General features: G+C 68.3%; 26 protein-coding genes. All 26 read right to left on the bottom strand.

Features of this window, described 5'->3' with window-relative positions:
- Window positions 1-53 precede the first annotated feature (53 nt).
- The gene (locus tag VO99_RS28630) at window positions 54-371 is read right to left on the bottom strand and encodes a phage tail assembly chaperone (RefSeq protein WP_052736110.1); all 318 of its coding nucleotides are present in this window, start codon (window positions 369-371) and stop codon (window positions 54-56) included.
- Between the two features lie 5 nt (window positions 372-376).
- On the bottom strand, window positions 377-1024 hold the full coding sequence (locus tag VO99_RS05695; RefSeq protein ID WP_046111820.1) for a phage tail protein: 648 nt from the start codon (window positions 1022-1024) through the stop codon (window positions 377-379).
- Between the two features lie 87 nt (window positions 1025-1111).
- Window positions 1112-1471: a tail completion protein gp17 gene (gene gp17 / locus VO99_RS30765; protein WP_046111819.1), complete on the bottom strand. Its 360-nt coding sequence runs from the start codon at window positions 1469-1471 to the stop codon at window positions 1112-1114.
- Window positions 1468-1974, bottom strand: a complete 507-nt coding sequence (locus VO99_RS30760) for a hypothetical protein (RefSeq protein WP_046111818.1) — start codon at window positions 1972-1974, stop codon at window positions 1468-1470. The genes gp17 and VO99_RS30760 overlap by 4 nt, the downstream gene beginning before the upstream one ends.
- Before the next feature lie 2 nt (window positions 1975-1976).
- Window positions 1977-2309, bottom strand: a complete 333-nt coding sequence (locus VO99_RS05680) for a phage head closure protein (RefSeq protein ID WP_046111817.1) — start codon at window positions 2307-2309, stop codon at window positions 1977-1979.
- A complete protein-coding gene (locus tag VO99_RS30120; RefSeq protein WP_046111816.1) occupies window positions 2306-4477 on the bottom strand; it encodes an SGNH/GDSL hydrolase family protein in 2172 nt (723 codons plus the stop codon). Before VO99_RS30120 ends, VO99_RS05680 begins: the two co-directional genes overlap by 4 nt.
- A 54-nt stretch (window positions 4478-4531) precedes the next feature.
- The gene (locus tag VO99_RS05670) at window positions 4532-6235 is read right to left on the bottom strand and encodes a beta strand repeat-containing protein (protein ID WP_083440376.1); all 1704 of its coding nucleotides are present in this window, start codon (window positions 6233-6235) and stop codon (window positions 4532-4534) included.
- Window positions 6236-6243: 8 nt separating this feature from the next.
- On the bottom strand, window positions 6244-6879 hold the full coding sequence (locus tag VO99_RS05665) for a head-tail connector protein (RefSeq protein WP_046111814.1): 636 nt from the start codon (window positions 6877-6879) through the stop codon (window positions 6244-6246).
- A 3-nt stretch (window positions 6880-6882) separates the two neighbouring features.
- Window positions 6883-7275 carry a hypothetical protein gene (locus tag VO99_RS28625; RefSeq protein ID WP_052736109.1) on the bottom strand — a complete coding sequence of 131 codons (393 nt, stop codon included), beginning with the start codon at window positions 7273-7275 and terminating at the stop codon, window positions 6883-6885.
- Window positions 7276-7346: 71 nt separating this feature from the next.
- Window positions 7347-7790 (bottom strand): hypothetical protein, encoded by a 444-nt coding sequence (locus VO99_RS05655; protein WP_046111813.1) that lies wholly within the window; start codon window positions 7788-7790, stop codon window positions 7347-7349.
- A 70-nt stretch (window positions 7791-7860) separates the two neighbouring features.
- Complete coding sequence (locus VO99_RS05650; RefSeq protein WP_052736108.1) at window positions 7861-9336, bottom strand: phage major capsid protein; 1476 nt, start codon at window positions 9334-9336, stop codon at window positions 7861-7863.
- A 75-nt stretch (window positions 9337-9411) separates the two neighbouring features.
- Complete coding sequence (locus VO99_RS05645; RefSeq protein ID WP_052736107.1) at window positions 9412-10095, bottom strand: head maturation protease, ClpP-related; 684 nt, start codon at window positions 10093-10095, stop codon at window positions 9412-9414.
- Window positions 10092-11651: a phage portal protein gene (locus VO99_RS05640; RefSeq protein ID WP_052736106.1), complete on the bottom strand. Its 1560-nt coding sequence runs from the start codon at window positions 11649-11651 to the stop codon at window positions 10092-10094. Before VO99_RS05640 ends, VO99_RS05645 begins: the two co-directional genes overlap by 4 nt.
- Entirely contained in the window at window positions 11648-13255 is a 1608-nt protein-coding gene (locus VO99_RS05635; protein WP_083440375.1) for a terminase large subunit, read from the bottom strand. The genes VO99_RS05640 and VO99_RS05635 overlap by 4 nt, the downstream gene beginning before the upstream one ends.
- A 56-nt stretch (window positions 13256-13311) precedes the next feature.
- Window positions 13312-13755 (bottom strand): hypothetical protein, encoded by a 444-nt coding sequence (locus VO99_RS05630; protein ID WP_157039447.1) that lies wholly within the window; start codon window positions 13753-13755, stop codon window positions 13312-13314.
- Between the two features lie 235 nt (window positions 13756-13990).
- Complete coding sequence (locus VO99_RS05625) at window positions 13991-14629, bottom strand: PEP-CTERM sorting domain-containing protein (RefSeq protein WP_046111809.1); 639 nt, start codon at window positions 14627-14629, stop codon at window positions 13991-13993.
- Window positions 14630-14732: 103 nt separating this feature from the next.
- Window positions 14733-15056 (bottom strand): HNH endonuclease, encoded by a 324-nt coding sequence (locus tag VO99_RS05620; protein ID WP_083440374.1) that lies wholly within the window; start codon window positions 15054-15056, stop codon window positions 14733-14735.
- 316 nt (window positions 15057-15372) lie between these two features.
- A complete protein-coding gene (locus VO99_RS30115; RefSeq protein WP_046111808.1) occupies window positions 15373-15921 on the bottom strand; it encodes a hypothetical protein in 549 nt (182 codons plus the stop codon).
- 17 nt (window positions 15922-15938) lie between these two features.
- Window positions 15939-16430: a hypothetical protein gene (locus VO99_RS29375; RefSeq protein ID WP_198156876.1), complete on the bottom strand. Its 492-nt coding sequence runs from the start codon at window positions 16428-16430 to the stop codon at window positions 15939-15941.
- Window positions 16431-16599: 169 nt separating this feature from the next.
- Complete coding sequence (locus VO99_RS05610; RefSeq protein WP_046111807.1) at window positions 16600-17124, bottom strand: hypothetical protein; 525 nt, start codon at window positions 17122-17124, stop codon at window positions 16600-16602.
- Window positions 17121-17273 carry a hypothetical protein gene (locus VO99_RS30110; RefSeq protein WP_157039446.1) on the bottom strand — a complete coding sequence of 51 codons (153 nt, stop codon included), beginning with the start codon at window positions 17271-17273 and terminating at the stop codon, window positions 17121-17123. The genes VO99_RS05610 and VO99_RS30110 overlap by 4 nt, the downstream gene beginning before the upstream one ends.
- On the bottom strand, window positions 17270-17518 hold the full coding sequence (locus tag VO99_RS05605; RefSeq protein ID WP_046111806.1) for a hypothetical protein: 249 nt from the start codon (window positions 17516-17518) through the stop codon (window positions 17270-17272). Before VO99_RS05605 ends, VO99_RS30110 begins: the two co-directional genes overlap by 4 nt.
- Window positions 17515-17988, bottom strand: a complete 474-nt coding sequence (locus VO99_RS05600) for a RusA family crossover junction endodeoxyribonuclease (protein ID WP_232315271.1) — start codon at window positions 17986-17988, stop codon at window positions 17515-17517. The genes VO99_RS05605 and VO99_RS05600 overlap by 4 nt, the downstream gene beginning before the upstream one ends.
- 2 nt (window positions 17989-17990) lie before the next feature.
- On the bottom strand, window positions 17991-18554 hold the full coding sequence (locus VO99_RS31180; protein WP_046111804.1) for a hypothetical protein: 564 nt from the start codon (window positions 18552-18554) through the stop codon (window positions 17991-17993).
- On the bottom strand, window positions 18551-19090 hold the full coding sequence (locus tag VO99_RS28615) for a hypothetical protein (RefSeq protein WP_052736104.1): 540 nt from the start codon (window positions 19088-19090) through the stop codon (window positions 18551-18553). Before VO99_RS28615 ends, VO99_RS31180 begins: the two co-directional genes overlap by 4 nt.
- Entirely contained in the window at window positions 19065-20102 is a 1038-nt protein-coding gene (locus VO99_RS28610; protein WP_052736103.1) for a DUF1376 domain-containing protein, read from the bottom strand. The genes VO99_RS28615 and VO99_RS28610 overlap by 26 nt, the downstream gene beginning before the upstream one ends.
- Between the last annotated feature and the right edge of the window lie 15 nt (window positions 20103-20117).

The raw sequence follows: 20117 nt of genomic DNA, 5'->3' as shown, positions 1-20117 counted from the left end.
GGCGAGGTCTTGCTCGGTCAGCCCCGGCAGCGCGAGCGCGTGGCCGACCGCTCTCAGTTTCCCAGCTTGGCGCCCATCTGGTTCCTTACGAATGCCTCCACGATGTGCGCAGGAGCCAGCTGGTAGTGCTGCACGAGCAACGCGACTGACTCTGCGTTGAAGGGAGCGTCAATTCCCTCCCAGCCGACCACGATGCTCATCACATTCGCGATCTCGTTGCCGCTGGCCTTCCATGCATCGCTCTCGATCAGCCGGTCCATCTCATCCCTGGTGTGATGCTTGAACTCGATCGTGACCTGGTGCTCGAGCCCGCCAGGCTCAGGAATCTGCACCTTCGCCTTGAAGGTGGGGTTCGGGATCAACTTCAGCATGGCGATCAGGCGGCGTAGCGCTTGAGCTGAGCGATCTGCGAGAAGGTCGCGACCACGCTCATGATCTGGTTGACGTTCAGCGAGGGCTCGCCGTCGAAGCTGACGAAGGTGTTGTAGTAGATCGAGCCGCCGCTGGCCAGCTTGAGCCACAGCGCCCGGGCCAGGCCGTCCTCGTCGGCCGCCGCCAGCACGGCGTTCCACGGCAACGACGGGTCGTCGGCCATGGTGAGTTGCAGGCCCTTGGCGTTCTTGAAGGTCGGGCGCCGGCGCTGGCGGCCGTCCTCGAGGTATACCCACTCGACGAAGTTTTGGTCGCCGCCCGAGCTCTCGCTGCCGGTGACCTGGCCAATCTGCGTCCAGGTCAGGATCTTGCGCACCGAGCCGACGCCGGTGCCGATCGGGTACTTGCCCAGGTTCGTGGTGTCGTAGCCCTCGAGCTGGAAGGTGTTTGCGGCCACGCCGGCGACGCGCGCGATGCGCTCATTGATGCCGAGCCAGCCCGAGGTGATCTCGATGATGTCGCCGTTGGCCAAGCCGTGGCCGGTCGACGTGAGCACGGCCGGGTTGGCGTTGCTGGCGATCGTCACCGGGAGCACCGGGCCGTACGTGGTGGCCAGCGAGAAGACGCTGCCGTTGGGGATCGAAGCGGACATGGTCGCCCTTTCAGGTGGAAGTCGGGCAGCGCCCGGAGAAGAACGAAAAAACCCGCCGAAGCGGGCTGGGGGGAAGCGGTGCCGGCTCTATGCCGGCGGGAACCAGATGCTGAAGTCCTGCCGCGTGCCGAACAGCCCCGTGCCGTCGAGCCATGTGGCCACCATGCCGCTGGCGGTTGTGGCGCGCATGGCGGTGCTGCCGACCAGCGCGGCCCGGGCGGCGCGGCCGATCGCGGCCGCGGTGTCGCGGTCGTCGGCCCACACGTTGATCTGGAAGCGGCCGTTGTCGAGATCCGGTACGGCGCCAGCCATGTAGTCGATCGGCTCGCCGCCCACCTGCTGGAAGGTGATGTACGGCCGCGGCGTGCTGAAGCGCGCGTTGTCCCGGTAGACGCGCTGGTCGACCAGCGGATCAAGCGCCTGGCTGATGGTGTCCTCGATGCTCACCGGCCCGCCTCCGCGGCGAAGCGCCGGCGCATGGCCTCCATGCCAGCCTGGATCGCGCGCGGCAGCGCGGCCAGGGCCGGCCGCATGAACGGCTGGGCCGGCACGAACTCCGGCTCGGGGAGGCGCTCCCGCGTGGCCACCAGGTGGCCATCCTCGTCGCGGTAGACCCGGTTGACCCGCCAGTGGCCGAACTCGATCAGGTGGCCGTGCGGTGCCTTGGCCTTGTTCCAGCTCACGCCATACGTCTTCCGCAGCTCGCTGGACGCGCGCTCGTCGAATGCCCAGTAGATGGCGCCCTGCAGCGTGCCCGGCTCGTGCGTCTCGCCGTTGACGACGACCGGCGCGCCGTCGGCGAGCTTGGCCACGTTGGCCTCCACCTCGGCGGCGATCGCGCTGGCCATGCCGGCGGCGCCGCTGCGCACCACCTTCTCGGCCACCACCGCCTCGAGGCGATCCAGGCTGGCCAACAGGTCGCCCTCGAGCTCGAAGTTGAAGTCGATCATGGTCAGGGCCCCGTCACCAGGTGGGTGGTCAGCTGCAGCCACTCACGCCGGCCCAGCTCGGCAATGTGCTTCACGTCGTGCTGCTGGCCGCGGTACAGCACGCGGTCGGCCACCACGATGTCCTCGCGGAAGCGGACCACCCAGCGAGTGATCGCTTCGGGCACCACCTGGCCGGCCTGGGCCTGCTCGCGGCCGCTGACGTCGCGCCGGGCGGCCCGAACGGTGCAGCGCTCCGGCCATGTGACCGTCTCGCGACCGCCGGCCGTGCGCACCACCTCACGGCGCTGGAGCACGATCTGGCGGTCCAGATCGCGGGCGGTGTAAAGCGGCTTCACGCAGGCGACGCGATGCGGCGGAAGGACGTGCGGCCGATGGTCAGGCAGGCGCGCGAGTTCGCGGCGCCGGCCGTCGGCAGGAACTGCCATGCGCAGCTGCTGACCGTGTAGACCCACAGCACGCCGCCATCCGACACCGTACCGGTCGCATGCGTGGGCGGCGTCGCTCCGCACGTGCCGCCAGCCGCCGTGGAATACGCGCGGCCGCCGTTGCGGCGCACCGCGCCGGCAGCGACCACTTCACCGGCGGTCCACACCGGCTCCGATGCGAGGGAGGGCAGAGTGACCTCCGGCGTCTTCAGCCGCAGCTTGGCGTTTTTGGCAATGCCGTCGTGCAGCGTGGTGGAAGCACTGAAGTCGCGCGATTGGATCTGCTCGCCGTTGGTGGTGGTCAGCACACGCAGCGTTGGGGCGTTCAAGCCCGAGCAGTTGATCAGCTCCACCTCGCCCTCGGCCTGCAAGGTCTGACCGTTCAGCACGCGGCCGGCAACCGAGTTCGTCGCGCCGAGCTGCCAAACGTCTGTCGAGCTGCCCCCTGTCCACGCCAGCACCTGCTTGCGACCAACACCGTCCGACCGATCGGCCGTGCAGACGTAGCCCGTGCCCGTCCCCTGGTTGCGTTGCACAGTCAGCAGGTCTGCGACCCCAGACAGCGCGCCGCTGCCAACGAACGTCCACACGACCGTGCCGTCGGAAGCGTCGCCCGAGGTGTGCGATGGCGCCGTGGCGCCCGTCACACCGCCGAGCGCGGTGGCGTAGGCGTTGCCGTTGGCGATGATGAGCGAACCCGCAGCGAAGGTCGTGCCGGCGACGTGCGCCTTCACGCGGATCGTGCCGGCCCCGAGAAACAGCCAGGTGACGGTGCCGTCCGAGGCGGAGCCGCTGCCGTGCACGGGGGCGGTCGCGCCGGTGGTGCCGGAGGTGGTGGCCTGGTAGGTGTTGCCACCGTTGGTCCGCATGTCGCCAGCGACCACTGCAACACCGGTCGCCCAGGCGGCAGGAGCGATCACGCCCGCGCCAGCGGTCCCGCCTTGGCCGAGGAACAGCGGGTTGTCCCACAGGTTCGGTCGCGCCGTGGTGGAAGAAACCGCATAGGTGTCCGCCGCTGACGAGATGAGCGTGGGGATCGCCGGCACGTAGCGCATCCAGATGTTGGCGATCTCCTCGCCGATGAGCTGCGAGCCACCACCGCCCTGGTGGAAGCCGCTGCCGCCGCTGCCCGAGTCCATGATCCACTTCTGGAAGCTGATCGGCGGGTTGGACGTCGGATCGCCGATCAGGCTCATTGCATCGACGGTGTGAACGTGCGACAGCCGCTGGGGCACGCGCAGGATGTAGTCGCGGACCTGGAGCAGGTTCTGCGAACGGGTGGCATTGAGCGCCACGTAGGGGGCGTACGGCGCAATGTGAATGACCTGTGCGCCGCGCTCGCGCGCATAGGCATAGACTTTCTCGTAGTCGGCGCAGATGGCCGAAGCTGACCGGTCGTCGGCCAGGTCGTTGAGATCGCACATGAAAACAAGCCACGAGAACTTCAGCGGGTCGAGGTCCGTTCGCATGCGTGCCAGGATCTCCGGCATGGTCTGGCCGGCGATGCCCTTGTTGTGCTCCGCGGGAAACACCATCCGCTGCCCAGCAAGGGCATTGGCCCAGGTCAGCATCCCCTGGATGTTGTTGTAGGCGCCGCCGGTGCCGCCGCCGGCAATCGAGGTGTTCTGGAAGATGCGCGAGTCCCCAAGCGCAGCCACCACACGCCCGGCGCGAGCCATCACAGAGTCGGCCTGGTCTGTCGTGAGTCCAGCGAGCGAACCGGCATAGCCCCAGGCCCCTGCTGCCTTCAAGTAGTAGACGCCGGCGGACCAGTCCACCGAGACGTCGCCGTTGGCTCCGGTGCCGCTGGCTGGGATGCCGGAGGCAAAGAGCACTGCATTCGTGCCCGCGGCCAGCGTCACCACGCGGCCCGGCGCGAGCGTCACGGTGCGCGCATGCGTGCCGTTCCACGTGCGGGCCACACCCGGCTCCGAGCCCAGCGTGAACGTCTGGCCGGTGGCCCAGCCGATCGGATCCGCGGCCTCAGCCGCGATCGCGGCGTTGAGCGCGGTCAGGTTCGCCAGGTGGATAGGGATTCCGGTGAGCTTTCCCAGCTGCGAAGACGCAACCAGCGGCATGCCCGCGGGAGTGGCGAGCGGCGAAGTAAGTTGAGGCATGGTCGCTCCAGACGATCAGGAAGTGGTGAACGAGCCGCCGGCCGCGGCGTAGCTTTGGCGGAAGAAGCGCCAGGTGACGCCACCGATGACCGCCGTGACGGTGGAGGTGTTGGGGCTGCTCAAGTCGTCGGCAGAGTTGTTGCCGGACGACGACGCCCCGGCCCAGCCGCCGGTACCGAGGCTGTCGGCGAAGGTGACACCGGCGCTGGACGCGCCAGCCTCGAACGCAGCCCACCCGTACTGTCCAGCGCCTGGCGCCACCGTGAACGAGCCGACTTTGGAGCCGTTCGAGCTGCCGGTCATGGCCGTCATGCCGGCCAAAAGCGCAGCCGGGTCCGTGACGCCTGCCGTGGCGGAGCCCACGCCGAAGCGCGCTCGGCTGTCGGGCGCCGGTGCTACCACCGCGCTCGTCGCGGAGCTGGTGGCCGAAGCGGAACCCGTGGCATTGCTGGCCGTCACCGTGACGGTGAGTGCCGCGCCGAGGTCGGCGTTGACGACCGTGTAGCCCGAGCTCGTGGCGCCGGCGATGTTGGCGCCGTCGCGCTTCCACTGGTACGCATAGCCCGTGGGCGAGTTGTTCCAGCTGCCGTTGGTGGTGGTCAGGGCATCGCCAACCGTGGGCGTGGTGTCGCTGATGACGGGCAGCCCGGTATTCACCGGCACCGCCGCGGCAGCCGTCACGTTGATTGAGAACGTCGCGGCGGTTGCCGTGGCGCCGACGTTGTCGGTGACGCGCACCTGCAGACCTGAGGCAGTACCGGCCGTTGTCGGCGTGCCGCTGATGGTGCCGGTCGAGGCGTTGAGCGTCAGGCCGGCCGGCAACGTCCCGGCCACGAGGCTGAAGCTGTACGGGGCGGTGCCCCCGCTTGCGTTGAAGTCGCTGCTGTACGCGGTGCCGACGGTGGCCGAGGTGGCCGGCGTGCCGCTGATGGCCAGCGCTGCGCCCGCGGCTGCGACGGCGATCGAGAAGGCGCCGGTGGAGGCAGTTGCACCAGCAGCGTCTGCAACCTGCAGCACGATGCCGGTGAGCGTCTGCGCCGTGGTCGGCGTGCCGCTGATCAGGCCGGTGCTAGCGTTGAGCGTCAGGCCGGCTGGCAGCGAGCCGGCCGCCACCGTGTAGACGTAGGGCGCCGTGCCGCCGGACGCCGTGAACTGAGCGCTGTAGGCGGTGCCCACCGTCGCGGCACCGGCCGAGCCGCTGATGGCCAGCTGCGTCGGCGTCACGACACCGTCTGCCACCAGGCCGGCCGGCGCGTACGACAGGCCGGAGGCGCGCGGCGTGATGATCACGCCCGGCACCACGTCGGCGGCTTGCTGGGTGTAGCTGGCGCTGGTGGCGCCGGCGATGGCCGTGGTGGTCCCGTTGACCGTCCGGTACCACTGCCAGCCGGTGGCGGTCCAGCCGGCGGCCAGGTTGGCGGTGGCAACATTTCCGAGTCCGGACACGCCAGTGATGAACACTAGGCCCGAGGCCGCGCCGGCCGGGCTGTTGGAGATGACGTCGTAGGTCAGCCCCGGCGCGCGGCCCACTAGGCCGAAGCGCACGTCGGCGGTGAACGGCCCGAAGGACTGTGCGCCGCTGGTCAGCACGAACTCGCGCTCGCCCTTCCCTTCGCCCGGTTCCTTGAAGTGGGCCAGGCCGGTTCCCGTGAGGTTCAGCGTGGCGCCGGTCGGCAGCAGCAAGCTGACCGACGCGCCGGCGGTGAGAAGTTGTGGCATGTCGGCCCTCAGATGGTGGTGATGCGGAAGGGCGAGAGCAGCGCGGTCTGGGCCCGCTCGAGCGAAGCGCGTTCGTCAGGCGCGTGCTTGTCGTAGAGCAGCTCGGCGCCCAGGAGCACCGCCGACTTGATGCTTTGCGGCACGTTGGCGCGCAGGTCGGGCGCCTGCGGATCCGACAGACCCGGCGGGTAGCCAGCGACATACGTCACCGCGATGGCGTCGTCGCGCGGGTAGACAGTCGGCGCCGCGAAGCCGGTGGTGAACACCAGTCGCGGCACCAGGTCCTCCGTGACGAAGTACTCGGCCGGCTGGACGGTCTGCTGTACGTTGGCCAGGTCGCGGTAGGTGACCGAAACCACCGACAGGAACGGCGGCCGGCGCAGCTCGAAGCCCGCCGAATAGGGCCGCCAGCTGCAGGCGTCCCTGCCCCAGCCGCTCAGCGTCATGCGCAGCGTCTGCTGGACGATGGCACGGCGCAGGTACTTCTCGCACTGCTCGCGCGCCGTGGCCACGTAGCCCTGAATCGTGGCGTAGTCGACGTGCTGCTCAATCGCGTCGGGGTCGGCGTCGACGCGCAGGTGCGTGAACGCCTCCTGCGTCGTCACCGGCTCAACCGCCGGCGGCGTGACGACGACGATGTTCACGACTTACTTCTGCTCGGTGGGCTTGCCCGCCGTGGCTCCACCGTCGGCCGGCGTCTGGACGGCGGCCTTCGACTTGTCGGCCGCGGCGGCGGTGTTCGCCGCCCGGGCCTTGTCGGCGTCGGCCTGCTTCTTCGCCGCCTTGGCATCGGCTTCAGCCTTCGCCTTCGCTTCGGCTTCCGCGGCGGCCGCGGCCTTGGCGTCCACCTTCTCGGCACGCGGCGGCGCCACGCGCTTCGAGGTGGGGTTCTTGGTGTCGTCGGACACCAGCGTGGCCTTGTCTCGCTTCAGCCAGTGGTCGGCTGAACCGGCGGCCATCGAGTAGGTCTCGCCGGCCAGGAGCTCTTCGCCCTCCGCACCGGTCTCGTCGGACTTCATGGTGATCGTCTTCGTGGTCATCGCGGTTCCTTGTGCGGGATGAAGAACGGGGCCCGCAGGCCCCGTGGATCAGGTCGTGGCGCGCTCGCCGTTCAGACGATCTGCACGACCGACGCGAGGTCGAAGTCGGTGGCCGGCTGGTGGCGCGGCACGCCGAGGATCGTGGCCGAGGCCGCCGAGGCCGCGCCGCCCACGGTCAGCACCAGGCGCGCGAAGCGCTTCGTGAAGGGCTTGCTGCGGCCGATGTCGAAGTTCATCAGCGCCTGCTTGTTGTCGCCGCTGGCCTTCAGGATCTGCGTCAGCGTGTTCTGGGTCGAGTCGACCGTGTTGGCGCCGGCCGCGTCGTCGGCGAGCTGCCACTTCGCATCGACGGTGGCGCCGGTGCCGAGCACACCGGTGGCGATGACGCCCAGCAGCTGCGTATACAGCGCCAGGTCGATCCAGTTGCTGTTGTTGGCGCCCACGTTGAGCGAGCCGGGCGAGATGACGCCCGCGATCGCCATGCGCTCGCTGGGCAGGGAGGTGGTGCTGGACATGGTGGTGATTCCTTGCGTTACCGGAGAGGGGACGCAGGGGCCGCCGGCCCCTGCAGGTAGCCGTCAGCGATCAGGCACGCGGGCCGAGGGTGGCGAAGAAGCCGCGGGCGCTGGAACCCGGCTGCGCGCCTTCGATCGGCGCGTTCCACCACGGCTGGCCGCCGACACGCAGTACGAAGCGGAAGGCGGTCAAGTCGTAGTCGAACCACAGGTGGATCGACACGTCGTTCTTGATGCCGCCCGTCTTCACGCCGGCCAAGTAGTTCGTCAGGTCACCGAACACGATGTCGCCCTGGTCTCCCAGCGCCGGCATGGCCTCGCTGTAGAAGATCGGCCGGCCCAGCAGCGTGCCGTACGGTGCAGCCGACAGGCCGCCCGGCGGCATGTACGCCGGCACGGCGGTGCCGGTGCCCGGGAACTGCATGTTCATCAGCTGCTGCTCGACGTCCGCGTTCATCAGCCAACGCGCGTTGCGGCGGGCCGAAGGGGTCAGCGAGCTCCAGAGCTTGGTGATGTTCTGGTAGACCACGCTGTCGGCGGCCTGGCCGGATTCCTTCGCCACCACCACGGTGCCCGGCGACTTCAGGATGCCCAGGGGCATGCCCACGCCGGTGCCGTTGATGATGGCGTCGTTGATCTTGAAGTTGATCTTCTCCGGCGCCTTGCGGTTGACGTAGCTGGCCATGGCCGGCGCGTCTTCGAGCAGCTCGTCGGTCATCGGCACGAGCGCGATGATCTTGTTCAGCTTCACGGTCTTTTCGACCAGCGCAGGCTTCGACTGCTGCTTCAGGCCGCCCTCGGATTCCCAGTAGGCCTGGATGCCACCGGAGGTCTGCCACGGCGTGGTCTCGTCGGCCGGGAAGGTGATGCTGTTGCCCGAGCTGACCTGCTGGTCGGCCAGGGTCAGCAGCGAGTCCTCGCCCATCACCTTCGTCATGATGGTGGTGCGGAAGTCGGGCGGCACCGCGAAGCCGCCGTCGGCACCGACGCCCTCCGAGCCGTAGCTGGTGGGCGCGGCGTTGGCCACCAGCCGCGGGTCCAGCTGCGCGCCCTTGCCAGAGCTCTTGAGCACGGCGTTGGTGAACTCGGCGAAGCTGCGGAAGCCCCACTTGCCGGTATCGGTCTGCCGCGGCGTGGCAAACACGCGCGCCGGCGTGCTGGCCTGGCGCTGGCGCGCGGCCGGCTGGTTGCCGGCGCCCTCGCCTTCGTCGGTGGCCAGCGGTTCGGGCGTCGTGCGCCGCGGCTGCGGGGTCGCCATCTTGTTGTTGATCTGGTCCAGGCGCTGGCGGCGCTCGATGTCGGCTTCGGTCGCCTCGAACTGGGCGAAGATGCCTTCGACCTCGCGCTGCTCGTCCTCGGTGAGGTCGCGCGCCTCCGCGTCGGCCCGGGACTGGATGTTGTTGGCCTGGTCCTTCAGTTCGAGCAGGCGGTCCTGCAGCGATTCGATGGTGACGGTGTCGGCGCACACGATGGCGGCGGCCGACGAAAAGCCGAAGGCCAGCGCGACAGCGATGGCGGAGACGGCCAGTTGGTTCTTGCGAGTCATGGTGGTCCTTTCGACTGACTCAGAAACGAAAAAGCCGCCCGAAGGCGGCTGGGGAATCGCGCGTCCGGCTGGCCGTTACGCGGTGGCGCCGGCGGGCCGGCGTGTCAGGTGCTTGGTGCGCATGTCCATGCGTGCGCACATCGTGGCGGGCAGTCGTGCCTGGCGCTTCAGCTGCTCGGGCACGTTGGTGAACTTGGCCAGCATGGCGAACTCGGCCTTCACGGCCTTGCTGCCGGTCTTCACGTCGGCGAAGCCGCGCTCGACGGCCTCGTCTGCGTTCATCCAGGTCTCGGCCGCCATCCAGCCTTCGATCTTCTTGGCGTCGCCCTTGGTGCGGCTGACGTAGGTGGTCGCGATGGTGTCGCTCACCTTCTTCAGCGAGGCGGCGTACTTCAGCATGTCGTCGTCGTTGCCGGCGCAGATGCCCCAGGCCTTGTGGATCATCATCAGGCCGTTCTCAGCGATGCGGATCTCGTCGCCGGCCATGGCGATGACGCTGGCGATGCTGGCGGCCAGGCCATCGATGTGCACCGTCTTCTTGCCACCCCAGCGCACCAGCTGGTTGTAGATGGCCACGCCGTCGAACACGTTGCCGCCCGGGCTGTTGACGAACACGTCGAGCGCCACGCCAGGCTTGAATTCCTTCAGCGCGTCGTTGACCGACTTGGCGCTGATGCCGTCGCCGAAGTAGTCCTGGCCGATGGCGTCGTAGATGTACAGCTCGGCCTTCTGGCTGGCCGCTTTTGCCCAGAACTTCATGTCGTCGTCTCCACGGCCGCAGCCATTGCCATTGATGCAGCGAACGCCGGGTCGGCGCCGCCCAGGACCTCGGCCGCCCAGGTACGCGCCGCGGCCTCGTGATCGCCCAGGAAGCGCGCCAGCATGTCGATCTGCTTGGCGGCGAAGGCCTCGGCTTCTTCTGCTTCGCCCTCGCGGCGGGCCTGGATGCGCTCGTAGGCTTCGATCAGCGCCTTCGTGCGGTGCAGGTCGCCCGGCCGCGCCGGCGCACGCTTGGCCGCTGCAGGCGCGGGTGCCGGCTCAGGGGCTGGCGCTGGTACAGGTGACGGTGCGGGCGCCGCGGCCGCTGCTTGCTTGGCGGAGTACGCATCGCCCACGCGGTCCAGCGGGATCATGGCGCCCTGCACCATGCGGATGTCGCCGGCCGGCCCGATGGTGTTCTCGCCGAGCTTGCGCAGCACCACGTTCACCGAGTAGATGCCCGAGGCGATGCCGGCGGCGAAGCCTTCGATGCGGCTCTTGAAGTCGCCTTCGCTGGCCCAGTCCAGATCGATCTCGACGAACTTGCGCGGGCCGCGGGGGCTGATCAGCTTGAAGTCGGCCTCCTGCTCGATCTCCTTCACCCACGGCCGCAGCGTGTCGCGGCTGAACTCCAGGCCCTGGTGCTCGATGTTGTTGTTCGTCGCGCGCAGCAGGTGCGCCACCTTGTGCGGCGGCACGCGGAACCAGCGGCAGATCTCCTCGACCTGCTGGTTGCGCGCGTCGACGAGCTGCGCGTCCTCGGCGTCGGTGGTCAGCTGCTGGAAGTCCATGTCGCCTTCCAGGATGCCGACCTTGAAGGCATTGCGTGAGCCGGCGTGCTTGGCGTTGAACTGCTTCTGCAGCCGATCGAACTCGGCGTCGTCGAGGTTGCTCTTCGTCTTGATCAGGCCGCCCAGCTGGGCGCCGTTGCCGAAGTAGGCGGCGCCGAACTGGTCCAGCGCCACCGACATGGCGATGCTCTGGATCGCCCGGCCGATCGGGTCGTCGCCCACCAAGCCCGTAAGCCCGGCGCCGCGGATGTGAAACACGTCAACCGGGTCCAGGTCGACGCTGGCACCGGCGCTGTCCTGCAACACCCGGTAGAACATGCCGCGTTCGTCGCGCATCGGCGTCACGCGGTCAGGCGAGATCGGCCACAGCCCGACGCACCGGCCCGCCAGGTCCCACTGGATCTCGGCGTAGCCGTTGCCGAAGCCGACGGCCGCGATCGCCAGCGCGCGCTTGGCCGACTGGGCCGTCATGTCGCCGTTGGCGCGCGAGTTGAGGATGCGGTGCAGTGCGTCCTCGGGCAGCGCCTCCTTGTTCTTCTCGGATCCGCGCACGCCGGCGTACACGTTCCAGTCGCTGGAGGCCAGCGCCGAGGCGATGGCGTCGATGCAGGCCCATACCGCCGACACCATGAAGGCGGTCTCGTGAGTGACGTGCACGCCAGCGTTGGCCACGCGCACGTGGCGGAAGGTGCTGCCTGGCGACGGCCGCGCGGGGCCGACCAGCAGGGCTGACATGGCCGCGCGGGCCCGGGCGAAGATGCTCATAGCCACCTGACGTTCGGTTTGGTCCGGCGCGCGGCCGGGTTCAGCGACAGCAGCGCCACTGCGGTGAACAGCGCCATCAGCGGATCGATCTTGGCCGTGCCGGCCGTCTGCTTCGTCACCAGGATCGCGTTGCCGCGCGGCTCGGGCTTTGCGTTGCCCACGCACCAGGCCATCAGCGGCCGGCCGGCGTGGCGCAGCGTGTTGGCGGCCAGGCGCCGCTCGGTGGTCTTGATCGGGCCCATCAGCTTCCAGCCCTGCGACACCGCCACGATGCGGCCCTGCTCGACCTTGCGATCGACGATCGCGTCGACCACAGCGCCGATGCCCTCGGGGTCCACGCCCACCTGGTGCAGCACGCCGGCCTTCTCGCACTCCTCGACCACGTCGGCCACCTGCTCGACGTCGTCGCCCACGTTCTCCACGAAGACCAGGTCGCCGTCCTTCGCGAACTGCTCGAAGCGCGAGGCCTCGCTCTTGCGCCGCTCCAGCACCACCTTGTGCGCCCAGGCCTTGCACCAAGCCAGCCACCGGCCGCTGCCGGTCTCCCGGCCCAGCACGCACACGCCCAGCAAGTCGTCCAGGCCGCCGCCGTCGATGCCCACCGTCACCACCTCGCAGCGCCGCAGCACCTCGGCCAGCGGCACGAGAGCAGCGTCTGCGCATTGCTCCCAGAACAGCGCACCGGCCCAGCCCGAGGCGGCCATGGCCATGCCGATCTCGATGTTCAGGTGCTGCGACGCCCAGGTGCGCAGTGCGCCCTCGCCCTTCGGCTCCTCATCGGCGCAGTCGGCGATCAGCCGGTCGATCGAGATGGAACGGCCGACGTTCGGCGTAACGAGCGGCCAGTTCACCGGATCGCGCCACGGCTTCTCAGGGTCCCGCTGCATCTCCTCGGGGAACTCGTACAGGACCGGAAGCACCGCGCTCTGGCGCTTGCCGTCGCGCACCTCGCGCGCCTTGATCAGGTCGTCGCGGAACACTCCCACGGGCGCCTCGTCGCTCTGCGTGGTGATGATGGTCAGGAACGCCTCGGGAAACGGCTGCATACCGCCGCGCAGCTGCAGCATCGCCTTGTCGGCCCGGGCCATGCGACCCAGCACATGCAGCTCGTCGATCAGCGCGCCGACCACCTTCTTGCCGGTGACCACCGCGGGGTCGAACGTCAGGATCTCCAGCTTCGCCTTCGTCTCCCGGTGCACGATGGTCTTCAGGTGATCGCGCACGTGCAGCTTCGCTTCCAGCACCGGGTCCAGCGCGATCGCGCCGGCGATGGCCGAGAAGGCCTCGTCGGCCGTCTTCTGGAACGGCGCCGTCAGCAGGAACGGCGCCCTCGGGCGCTCGTTCATCAGCAGCGCCGTCAGCATCAGCAGCGCGCCGTTCGTCGTCTTGCTGTTCTTCTTCGGCACCAGCAGGAACAGCTCCCGGATCATCCGGGCCTTGGTCACCGGGTCGAGCGAACCGAACAGCGCCCGCACGATGTCGCGGAACCAGTCGCCACCGGCCTCGGCCATCGCCGGCGTGCCGGGCACGTCGGCCAGGCGCAGCCGGTTGAAGATGGCCACCGCGCGGTTGCCCTCGACCAGGTCCAGTGGCAGGTCAGGCACGAGCGATCGCCCGGCCCGCAGCCGGTCTGCCCAGTCCGGGCAGGAGAGGTCCCAGGTCACTGGACGGACGGCGGTGCGGGCGTGCGCCGCAGCAGGTCATCCCAGCCGGTCCCTTGCCCAGCCGTCACCGCGTCGGCCTGCTGCTGCTCCTTCTTGCCCAGCTTCTTCCCCGGCGCCGCCTCGCTGGTGCCCGCCTCGGCCGGCGGCGCCGGCGGCACGGCCACCTGCGGCTCGACCGCCAGATAGGCCTTCGCCGCGGCAGTTGAACCGCGCTTTGCCGCCTGGTACAGGCCCTGTAGCACCTCCATGCGGCGCAGGTTGGCGCCCACCGACAGCTCGGGCTCGAAGTACTTGCGCAGCGTGTCGGTGCCGATGCCCAGCGCCAGCGCGATCTCCTCGTGCTTCATCCCGCCGCCCGCGGCCACGGACACCGTGCGGCGAGCTGCGGCCGTCGGCTTGTAGGCCGGCCTGCCGCGGGGTTTGGACGACTTAATCGGCATGAAACGGTTCCTGGCCCGAAATTCCTGACGGCACGAAAAAACCTACGCGTGAGGGACAGCGTGGTTACCGCCCCCAACCCCCTGAGGATCTGACCCACCCCCAGGAGCCGCAGGCTGGGCGGCGCGGGTCCAGAGCGCGGCGCGGAGGCCCCTACTAGGCCGCAGGCGCCTAGGTCAGAACCGCGCTATCGGTCGAAAGGCGCACGGCCTTCCAACGCGCAAAAGCGCTCGCCGCTCAAGCGCGGCGTCGAGCCGCCGCGCAGATGGCAGGAAGTCCGAGCAACGCAAGCAAGAAGGCGGCAGGCTCAGGCACCGGTGTGATGGCCACATCGCCGTAGAACGTTTGACCATAGCTGCCTCCGAAGAAGCCGCCTTGCCCATCAAAGTCGATCGTGACCGTGCTGCCACCAATGACGTAGATACCGCCAATCAAGTCCACGATCTCTTGATCTTTCGCCTCATAGCGCAAGCAGTACGACATCATTGAAGGCAGGCAGGGGGAGCGAACTCCAACGGGAAAGTGGAAGTAGTCCGTGTTCGGCGGCGAGCCGCCAAGAATCAGCCGCCCAAAATTGATCCGTAGATCCTTGGTCGAAGGCAGGACGCCGATGCCGTCGGTCTGCAGGGCGTCGCTATCGATGCTGAAGCTGCCCGTGTACGTGTCCCCTTCGTTGATGCAGCCCCAATGCGGGTAGAACGTCGTGCGCAGGCCGGGGAACGTGAAGCTCTCGAACCTACCGCAGTCGATTTGAGGTGAGCGTGAGACGCTTGTGACGTCGAACGTGATGCTGTACTGCTTCGCTTCTCCAGCGAAAGCATGAGCGATGAACATCCAGCCTATGGCTAGACAGGCGATTTGCTTCCAGAAGTGCATGAGGTCCCCATGAAAAGAGCGGGCGCCGACGCAAACTTCGTACCGCACGACGCGACAGGCACTTACGAGCGCTTACGACGTCCGGTGTAAAGGAAACCGACGGCTATGGGACTGCGTGCCCGAACCGCCGGCGCTGCTCGCCCGCCGTCTTCTCTACGTGGCAAGCCTTGCAGATGCCCTGCAGGTTGGCGTCGTCGTCGGTGCCGCCCTGCTCTAGCGGGATGCGGTGGTCCACCTGCTCGGAGGCCTGCACCACGCCCTTCGCCTGGCAGGGCACGCACAGCGGGTCACGCCGCAGGATGCGCTCCCGGATCTCGGTCCACCTGCGACCGCGGGTGCGCTGCTGCTCTACTGGCTGGGCGAGTTGCAGCCGTGGCTGCAGCTTGGCCAGCCTCGGCGCCAGCGTCTGAAGTCGGCCTTTCGTCATCGTGCTGTCCAGGTTGCCGACGCCCGCCGCGTTCGCCCACGGAGGCAGGCGCGGTCGTCACCACGTCATCGGCTGCAGCTGTTGATCCCACCTGCTGCGGGGTATCCCCTTAGGCCGGCGACCTGGCGGTCTGAGGTGGCCGAAGCGAGGAAGAGGCCCCGAATCAACAAAGCCCGCACAGGGCGGGCTTGCTCGTGATGCGGGGACGGCTCCGCTGACAGGGGTCAGCGTTGGTCCGCATCCGCGGATGGGCGCGGAGTGTACACGGGCGGGCAGGAACACCGCTGTGCGGGACACACGTTCATCGTCCGATCTATCAACGCAGACTGACAGCGGTGACGTCCAGACGCTGGACCTCTTCCATCAGCTTCCCTATGCTGTTGCGAATGGCTCCTTCGTTCGCCAACTTCAGCCGTTCCGCACCAAGGAACGCATCCGTTGCGCCAGCTGTGTAGGGCGTGCTGAGCGACTGTTCATACACGGCTTTGCCAGTTGCACGCTCATGCAGAACATAGCGGACTGTGGCAGTCACAGTCATGCTGAACCCCATCAACGGCTGCTCGAGCTTCTCCATGTGTGCTGTCAGCAGATAGCGACCAGACTGCCGATTTGCAGCAAGCAGGCCACCATTCCGCAGAGACGTCTCCAGCGCCCGCTCGAAATCACTACTGCTGACGTTGGAGACCCACATGGGATTGGTTTCTTTCCCGCCGGTGACGTCCCGAACTGCGATGTTCGTCTTGAGAGCTTCAGGCATCGGTCGTGACTGTCCTGCCGGGCCGCCAACGGCCATCTGGTCGACGCGTGCGGGGGTAGCGCAGCCAGCTAAGACTGACACGGACAAAGCAATGACGAAGAATTTCATGGCAGTAGTTCGTTGCTCTAAAGCACGGCCGAAGCCGGCGCGGCCGGCGCGGGAGTTGCGATAGGCAAGGCTGCGGGAATCGCTTGCGGAGCCGACGCCGTACCAGCAGGTGCATTGACCTGTTGAACTCCGGCCGTTCCCTCACACTTCTTGACGATCGCGGTCTGCGCGATTGCTTCGTGCTCACCCTTCAGCCGGGCGTACTCGGCTTCCTGTTCCTTTGTTCCTCCAAGTGCGAACAGGGCAGGCCAGAACAAGATGGCGCCGACACCCACTATTGCTTTGTCATTCTGCGCAGCCTGATCGAGCCGTCCGCCCAGCTGCGTCACCCGTTGGTGGACTCGGACGGACTCGGCCGTCAGTTGGCTGCAGTCGTACCCTTGGAACTGCAGGGGCGACACGTACGCTGTAGCGATGTCCTTGGAAGCCGTAGCACAGCCTCCAAGGAGAACTGTTGCGGCTATGAGGGCCGCCGCGCTACGCAGTGCGGCCGGGTTGAAGCGATTCATGAGTACTCCGGTGTGTAGTCTTTTGCCTACAGGCGTTCCAAGGCGGCCGGAGAGTAACTGAAAGTCACCGCATGTTTCTGAAAATTTCGTGGTGAATACTGCGTTTGCGGGGTCCCATGGCGTCTGATAGGAGCCAAGGACGCCCGCCCAAGCCGCGGCCTGCGGATCGCTATGCAATGTCGAGCTTTGGCCTCAGAGCGGCCATGGCCGCCGGACCGGCCACGTTCATCTCGCGCTCCATCTCGGCCACCAGCCAGCGCGCAAGGTGCAGCCGCTCCATGCTGAAGAAGCGGTCGAACAGCAGTCGACCGGTACCGCGGCAGGCAGTGCAGCGCTGATCTCCCAGCGTCGGCGTGCCCCGCATCACCAGCACGCCGTGGCCGCCGCAGGGCTTGCACACGCCATCGCGGTGCCAGGCCAGCACCGCGCGCGCCATGTCGGCGGCCTCGGTGCGCGGCAACTCGATGCGGTCGCCATGCCAGGCCTTGCCCACCAGCATGCCGGCCAGGATGTTCACGATCTCGCCAGCGGCGGCGTTGTCGCCGACGAACAGCCGCTCCAGCGCCATGCCCAGCGGCGTGCGCTTCGCAGCCAGCCCCGCGGCGCCGAGCACGTCCACGGCGCCCTGCACGTCGGACTTGCCGCGGAGGTTGCTGCTGCGGACGGCTGAGGCGTAGCGGTCTTCAAACGTCATGAGGTAATCCTGCAAACACGCCACACCACGCCGCCGAGCTGCACGCGCTCGCCGACCTTCCAGAGCAACGGCGCGGTGTGGCGCCCGTCGTAGCTCAACGTCATCGAGGTCCAGTTGCCCGGGCCGACAGGCTTCATCAGCACCGTCACGTGGCCGGGCCCTTCGGCGCCATGCCCGCTTTCAGCGCCTGGATGCGGTCGAACTCCGCCCTCACCTCGCGGCGCAGCGCCCGGGCGGCCTCCAGGTCCTGCACGGCGGCGGCATCGAGCGCTTCGTCGCGGCGTTTTTTCGGCATCGTGGCCAGGTCGCGGATCTCGCAGCCGCGACAGCCGAGGCGCGTGCCGCCCCAGTGCCAGGTCGCTGCCGCCTTGGTGCAGTCGTGGCATGCGCTCATGCGACTGCCTCGACTGCTGCAGGCGCTGCGACCAGCTCGCCCTGCTCCACCGGCTCCACTGCGGTCTGCACCCAGATCTGCACGCGCGGCGCGGCCGTGTAGCGCTTGCGCACCGCCACGTCGATCACCTGCACGTCGTCCTTCCACACCACGCCGTTGCAGCCGTCGAAGATCGCCTTCACGACGTTGTCAATGTCGGGCTTCGTGGTGGGATGCAGCTCGCCGGCCAGGGCCATGCGTTGCTTCTTCCCGCTCCAGCTCGCCGGCACCTGGCAGTCGATCGCCATCACCACCTCGAGCGGGCCTTCGAGCAACTGCTGCCTGGCCGCGGCCATCGCCTTGCCGGCGGCGTGCGCCACCAGGTTTTCGTAGAAGACAGTCTTTTGCGGCGTGGCCATGCGGCTGAAGCCGCCGATCTTGACGATCTTCGGGCGGCCCTTGCCCTGCGGCTGGCCTGGGACGATGAACACGATCACGCCGGCAACTCCGCCTTCCGCCGCGACGGGTTCGGCGCTGTGGCGAGGGCGAACACGCTCGCCTGCTGCAGTGGCGTCTCGCGCCACAGGGTGTTGTTGCGGATGTCGTAGATCACGCGGTGGTGCACGCCGTACTGGGCGGCCAGTACGCGCGCCGGCGTGTCGCATGCGCGGATGCTCCGGGCGATCTCCATCGACAGCTTGCCTGCGGCGCGGGCGCCGGCGATGCGCTTGGCGTTGTTCTCGGGACGGTTAAACACGCCCTTGACGCGCAGCTGGTCGATCAGCTGCCGGCGCGTTAGCGGCGACAGGTGCTTCGGCTCCAGGCAGGCCGGGTTGCTGCAGGTCACAGCCACCACGCGGCCGGGGGCGATTCGCTTGCCGCTGAGCGCGTAGGCCAAACGCCGCACGTTGACGGTCTTGCCCTCGTGCCAAGCGTAGGGGGAGCCGGTGCCGCCGTTGACCGCCTGCGTCCACAGCAGGCAGTCGCCATCCTGCTGGCAGCGGTCGTGGATGGCTTTCAGCGTCAGGCTGCGGCCGGTGCGAGGTGTCGCGCTCACGCCGGACGCTCCATCGCCTCGAGGTCGGCCTGCATCTGCGGCGGCAGCGCATGGCGCGGGATGATGCTGGCCACGCTGACCGCCTCCTGCACCGCAGTGCGCTCCTGCAGCGCCTCGCGCCAGGCGCTGCGCTGGGCTTCCGTCAACGGCCTGCCGGCCTTTTCCTGGGCCTGCAGGTCGATCGCCCACTGCAGCGGGTTGGCCGGGCCGCGGCCGATGCGACGCAGCTGCTGTGCGGCGTTGCGGGCCTGGTCGGGCTTGGGCTTGGGCATCGGCAGCGCCTGCTGCCGCTCTTCCCGCAGCGCCGTGTTGCACAGGGCGCGGAACTGGCCGGCGGTGGGCGCCTCGCGCTCCGGCAGGTGCTCGAGGCCGTACAGCAGGGCGTCCGGGTTGGCGTCGAGGCCGCCCAGCGTGCGGGCCCAGTCGGCCTTTACGGCCGCCATGTTCATGCCCTCCCACCGGCGCAGAAAGTCGTGGCCATAGCGCAGCGTGAGCTGCTCGAAAATTTGGTCAACCCAGACGGCGGGCAGAGACATCGAAGACCTCCGTGAGTGGTGCTGAGGCTGCGGGCGCAGCCGGTTGAGCGGCCAGGCCTGGCACGGCTGCAGCGATGCGATCGGCTGCAGCCTGCTGGCCGGCGGTAAGGCGTTGCGGCAAGGCGCCGCGGTGGAGCTGCCCGGCGAGCTGCTTGGCGTCGGCCCGGCGGCCCGCGACGACCTTCAGCACGTAGGCAAACGGGTCGTTCTTGTCCCGGGCGCTGGGCACCGCATCGACGAACTCCTCGACGGTGGCGCCAGCAGCCAGAAGCGTCGCGAGCGTCGGGTGGCTCGGGTTCGTCGACGCGACGCCTGCTGCACGGAGGGCTCTGCACACGGCGCCGGCCGGGGTCGGGGTGTGCCCAACGGTCTCAGGGTCGTCGCCCGGGGCCCGCGCAGCAGCCTGTGCAGGAGAGCGGGCCTTTGTCTTTACTGTCTCTGTCCCTGTCTCTGTCCCTGTCAAAGCCATCTCAGCAGCGTCTCGTGTAGACGTCTCTGCACCGTCTCGTCGAGACGCTTGGGCGTCTCGCAGCATCGTCTCCAGCGTGTGCAGGTTGGCGTTGCGCGGCGGCGTGCAGCCGAGGTCGCGCAGCTGCTGCGACAGGTCCTTTACCCGCTGACGCCAGCGGTCCTGGCGCGTCTGCTGGTTTTCCTTCACCTCGCGAAACTCCTCACGCCGCGCCCAGGCATCGATGGCAAGTGGCGCCAGTACCGGGTGGTAAAGCCGGCCGTCCGAGCAGAGCAGCCAGCCGTGCATCGCGCGCACCCGCACCTTCTTCCAGGCTTTGGCGCGGGACAGGTACTCCAGCATCTCTTCGTCGTTGGGCAGACTGCCGGCCGGCTTCTCAGCCCAGCTGGCGCACCACAGCGCGAACGCCGCCTTGAACTCGTCGCCGGTGGACTTCGCGAACAACGTGGACTGCATCACGCGCTGGTGCTGCAGCGGCAGGAACCCGTAGCCGGTTAGATCGACCTCAGCGGGCACCAGCGGATCAGGGAGCGCGTCTTTCATCTCGGTAGCTTTCAG

Source organism: Aquincola tertiaricarbonis, from assembly GCF_000969605.1.
In the GTDB taxonomy this organism is placed as follows: domain Bacteria; phylum Pseudomonadota; class Gammaproteobacteria; order Burkholderiales; family Burkholderiaceae_C; genus Aquincola; species Aquincola tertiaricarbonis.
The sequence above is the reverse complement of the archived record's forward strand: the minus strand, read 5'-3'. Positions and strand labels throughout refer to the sequence as shown.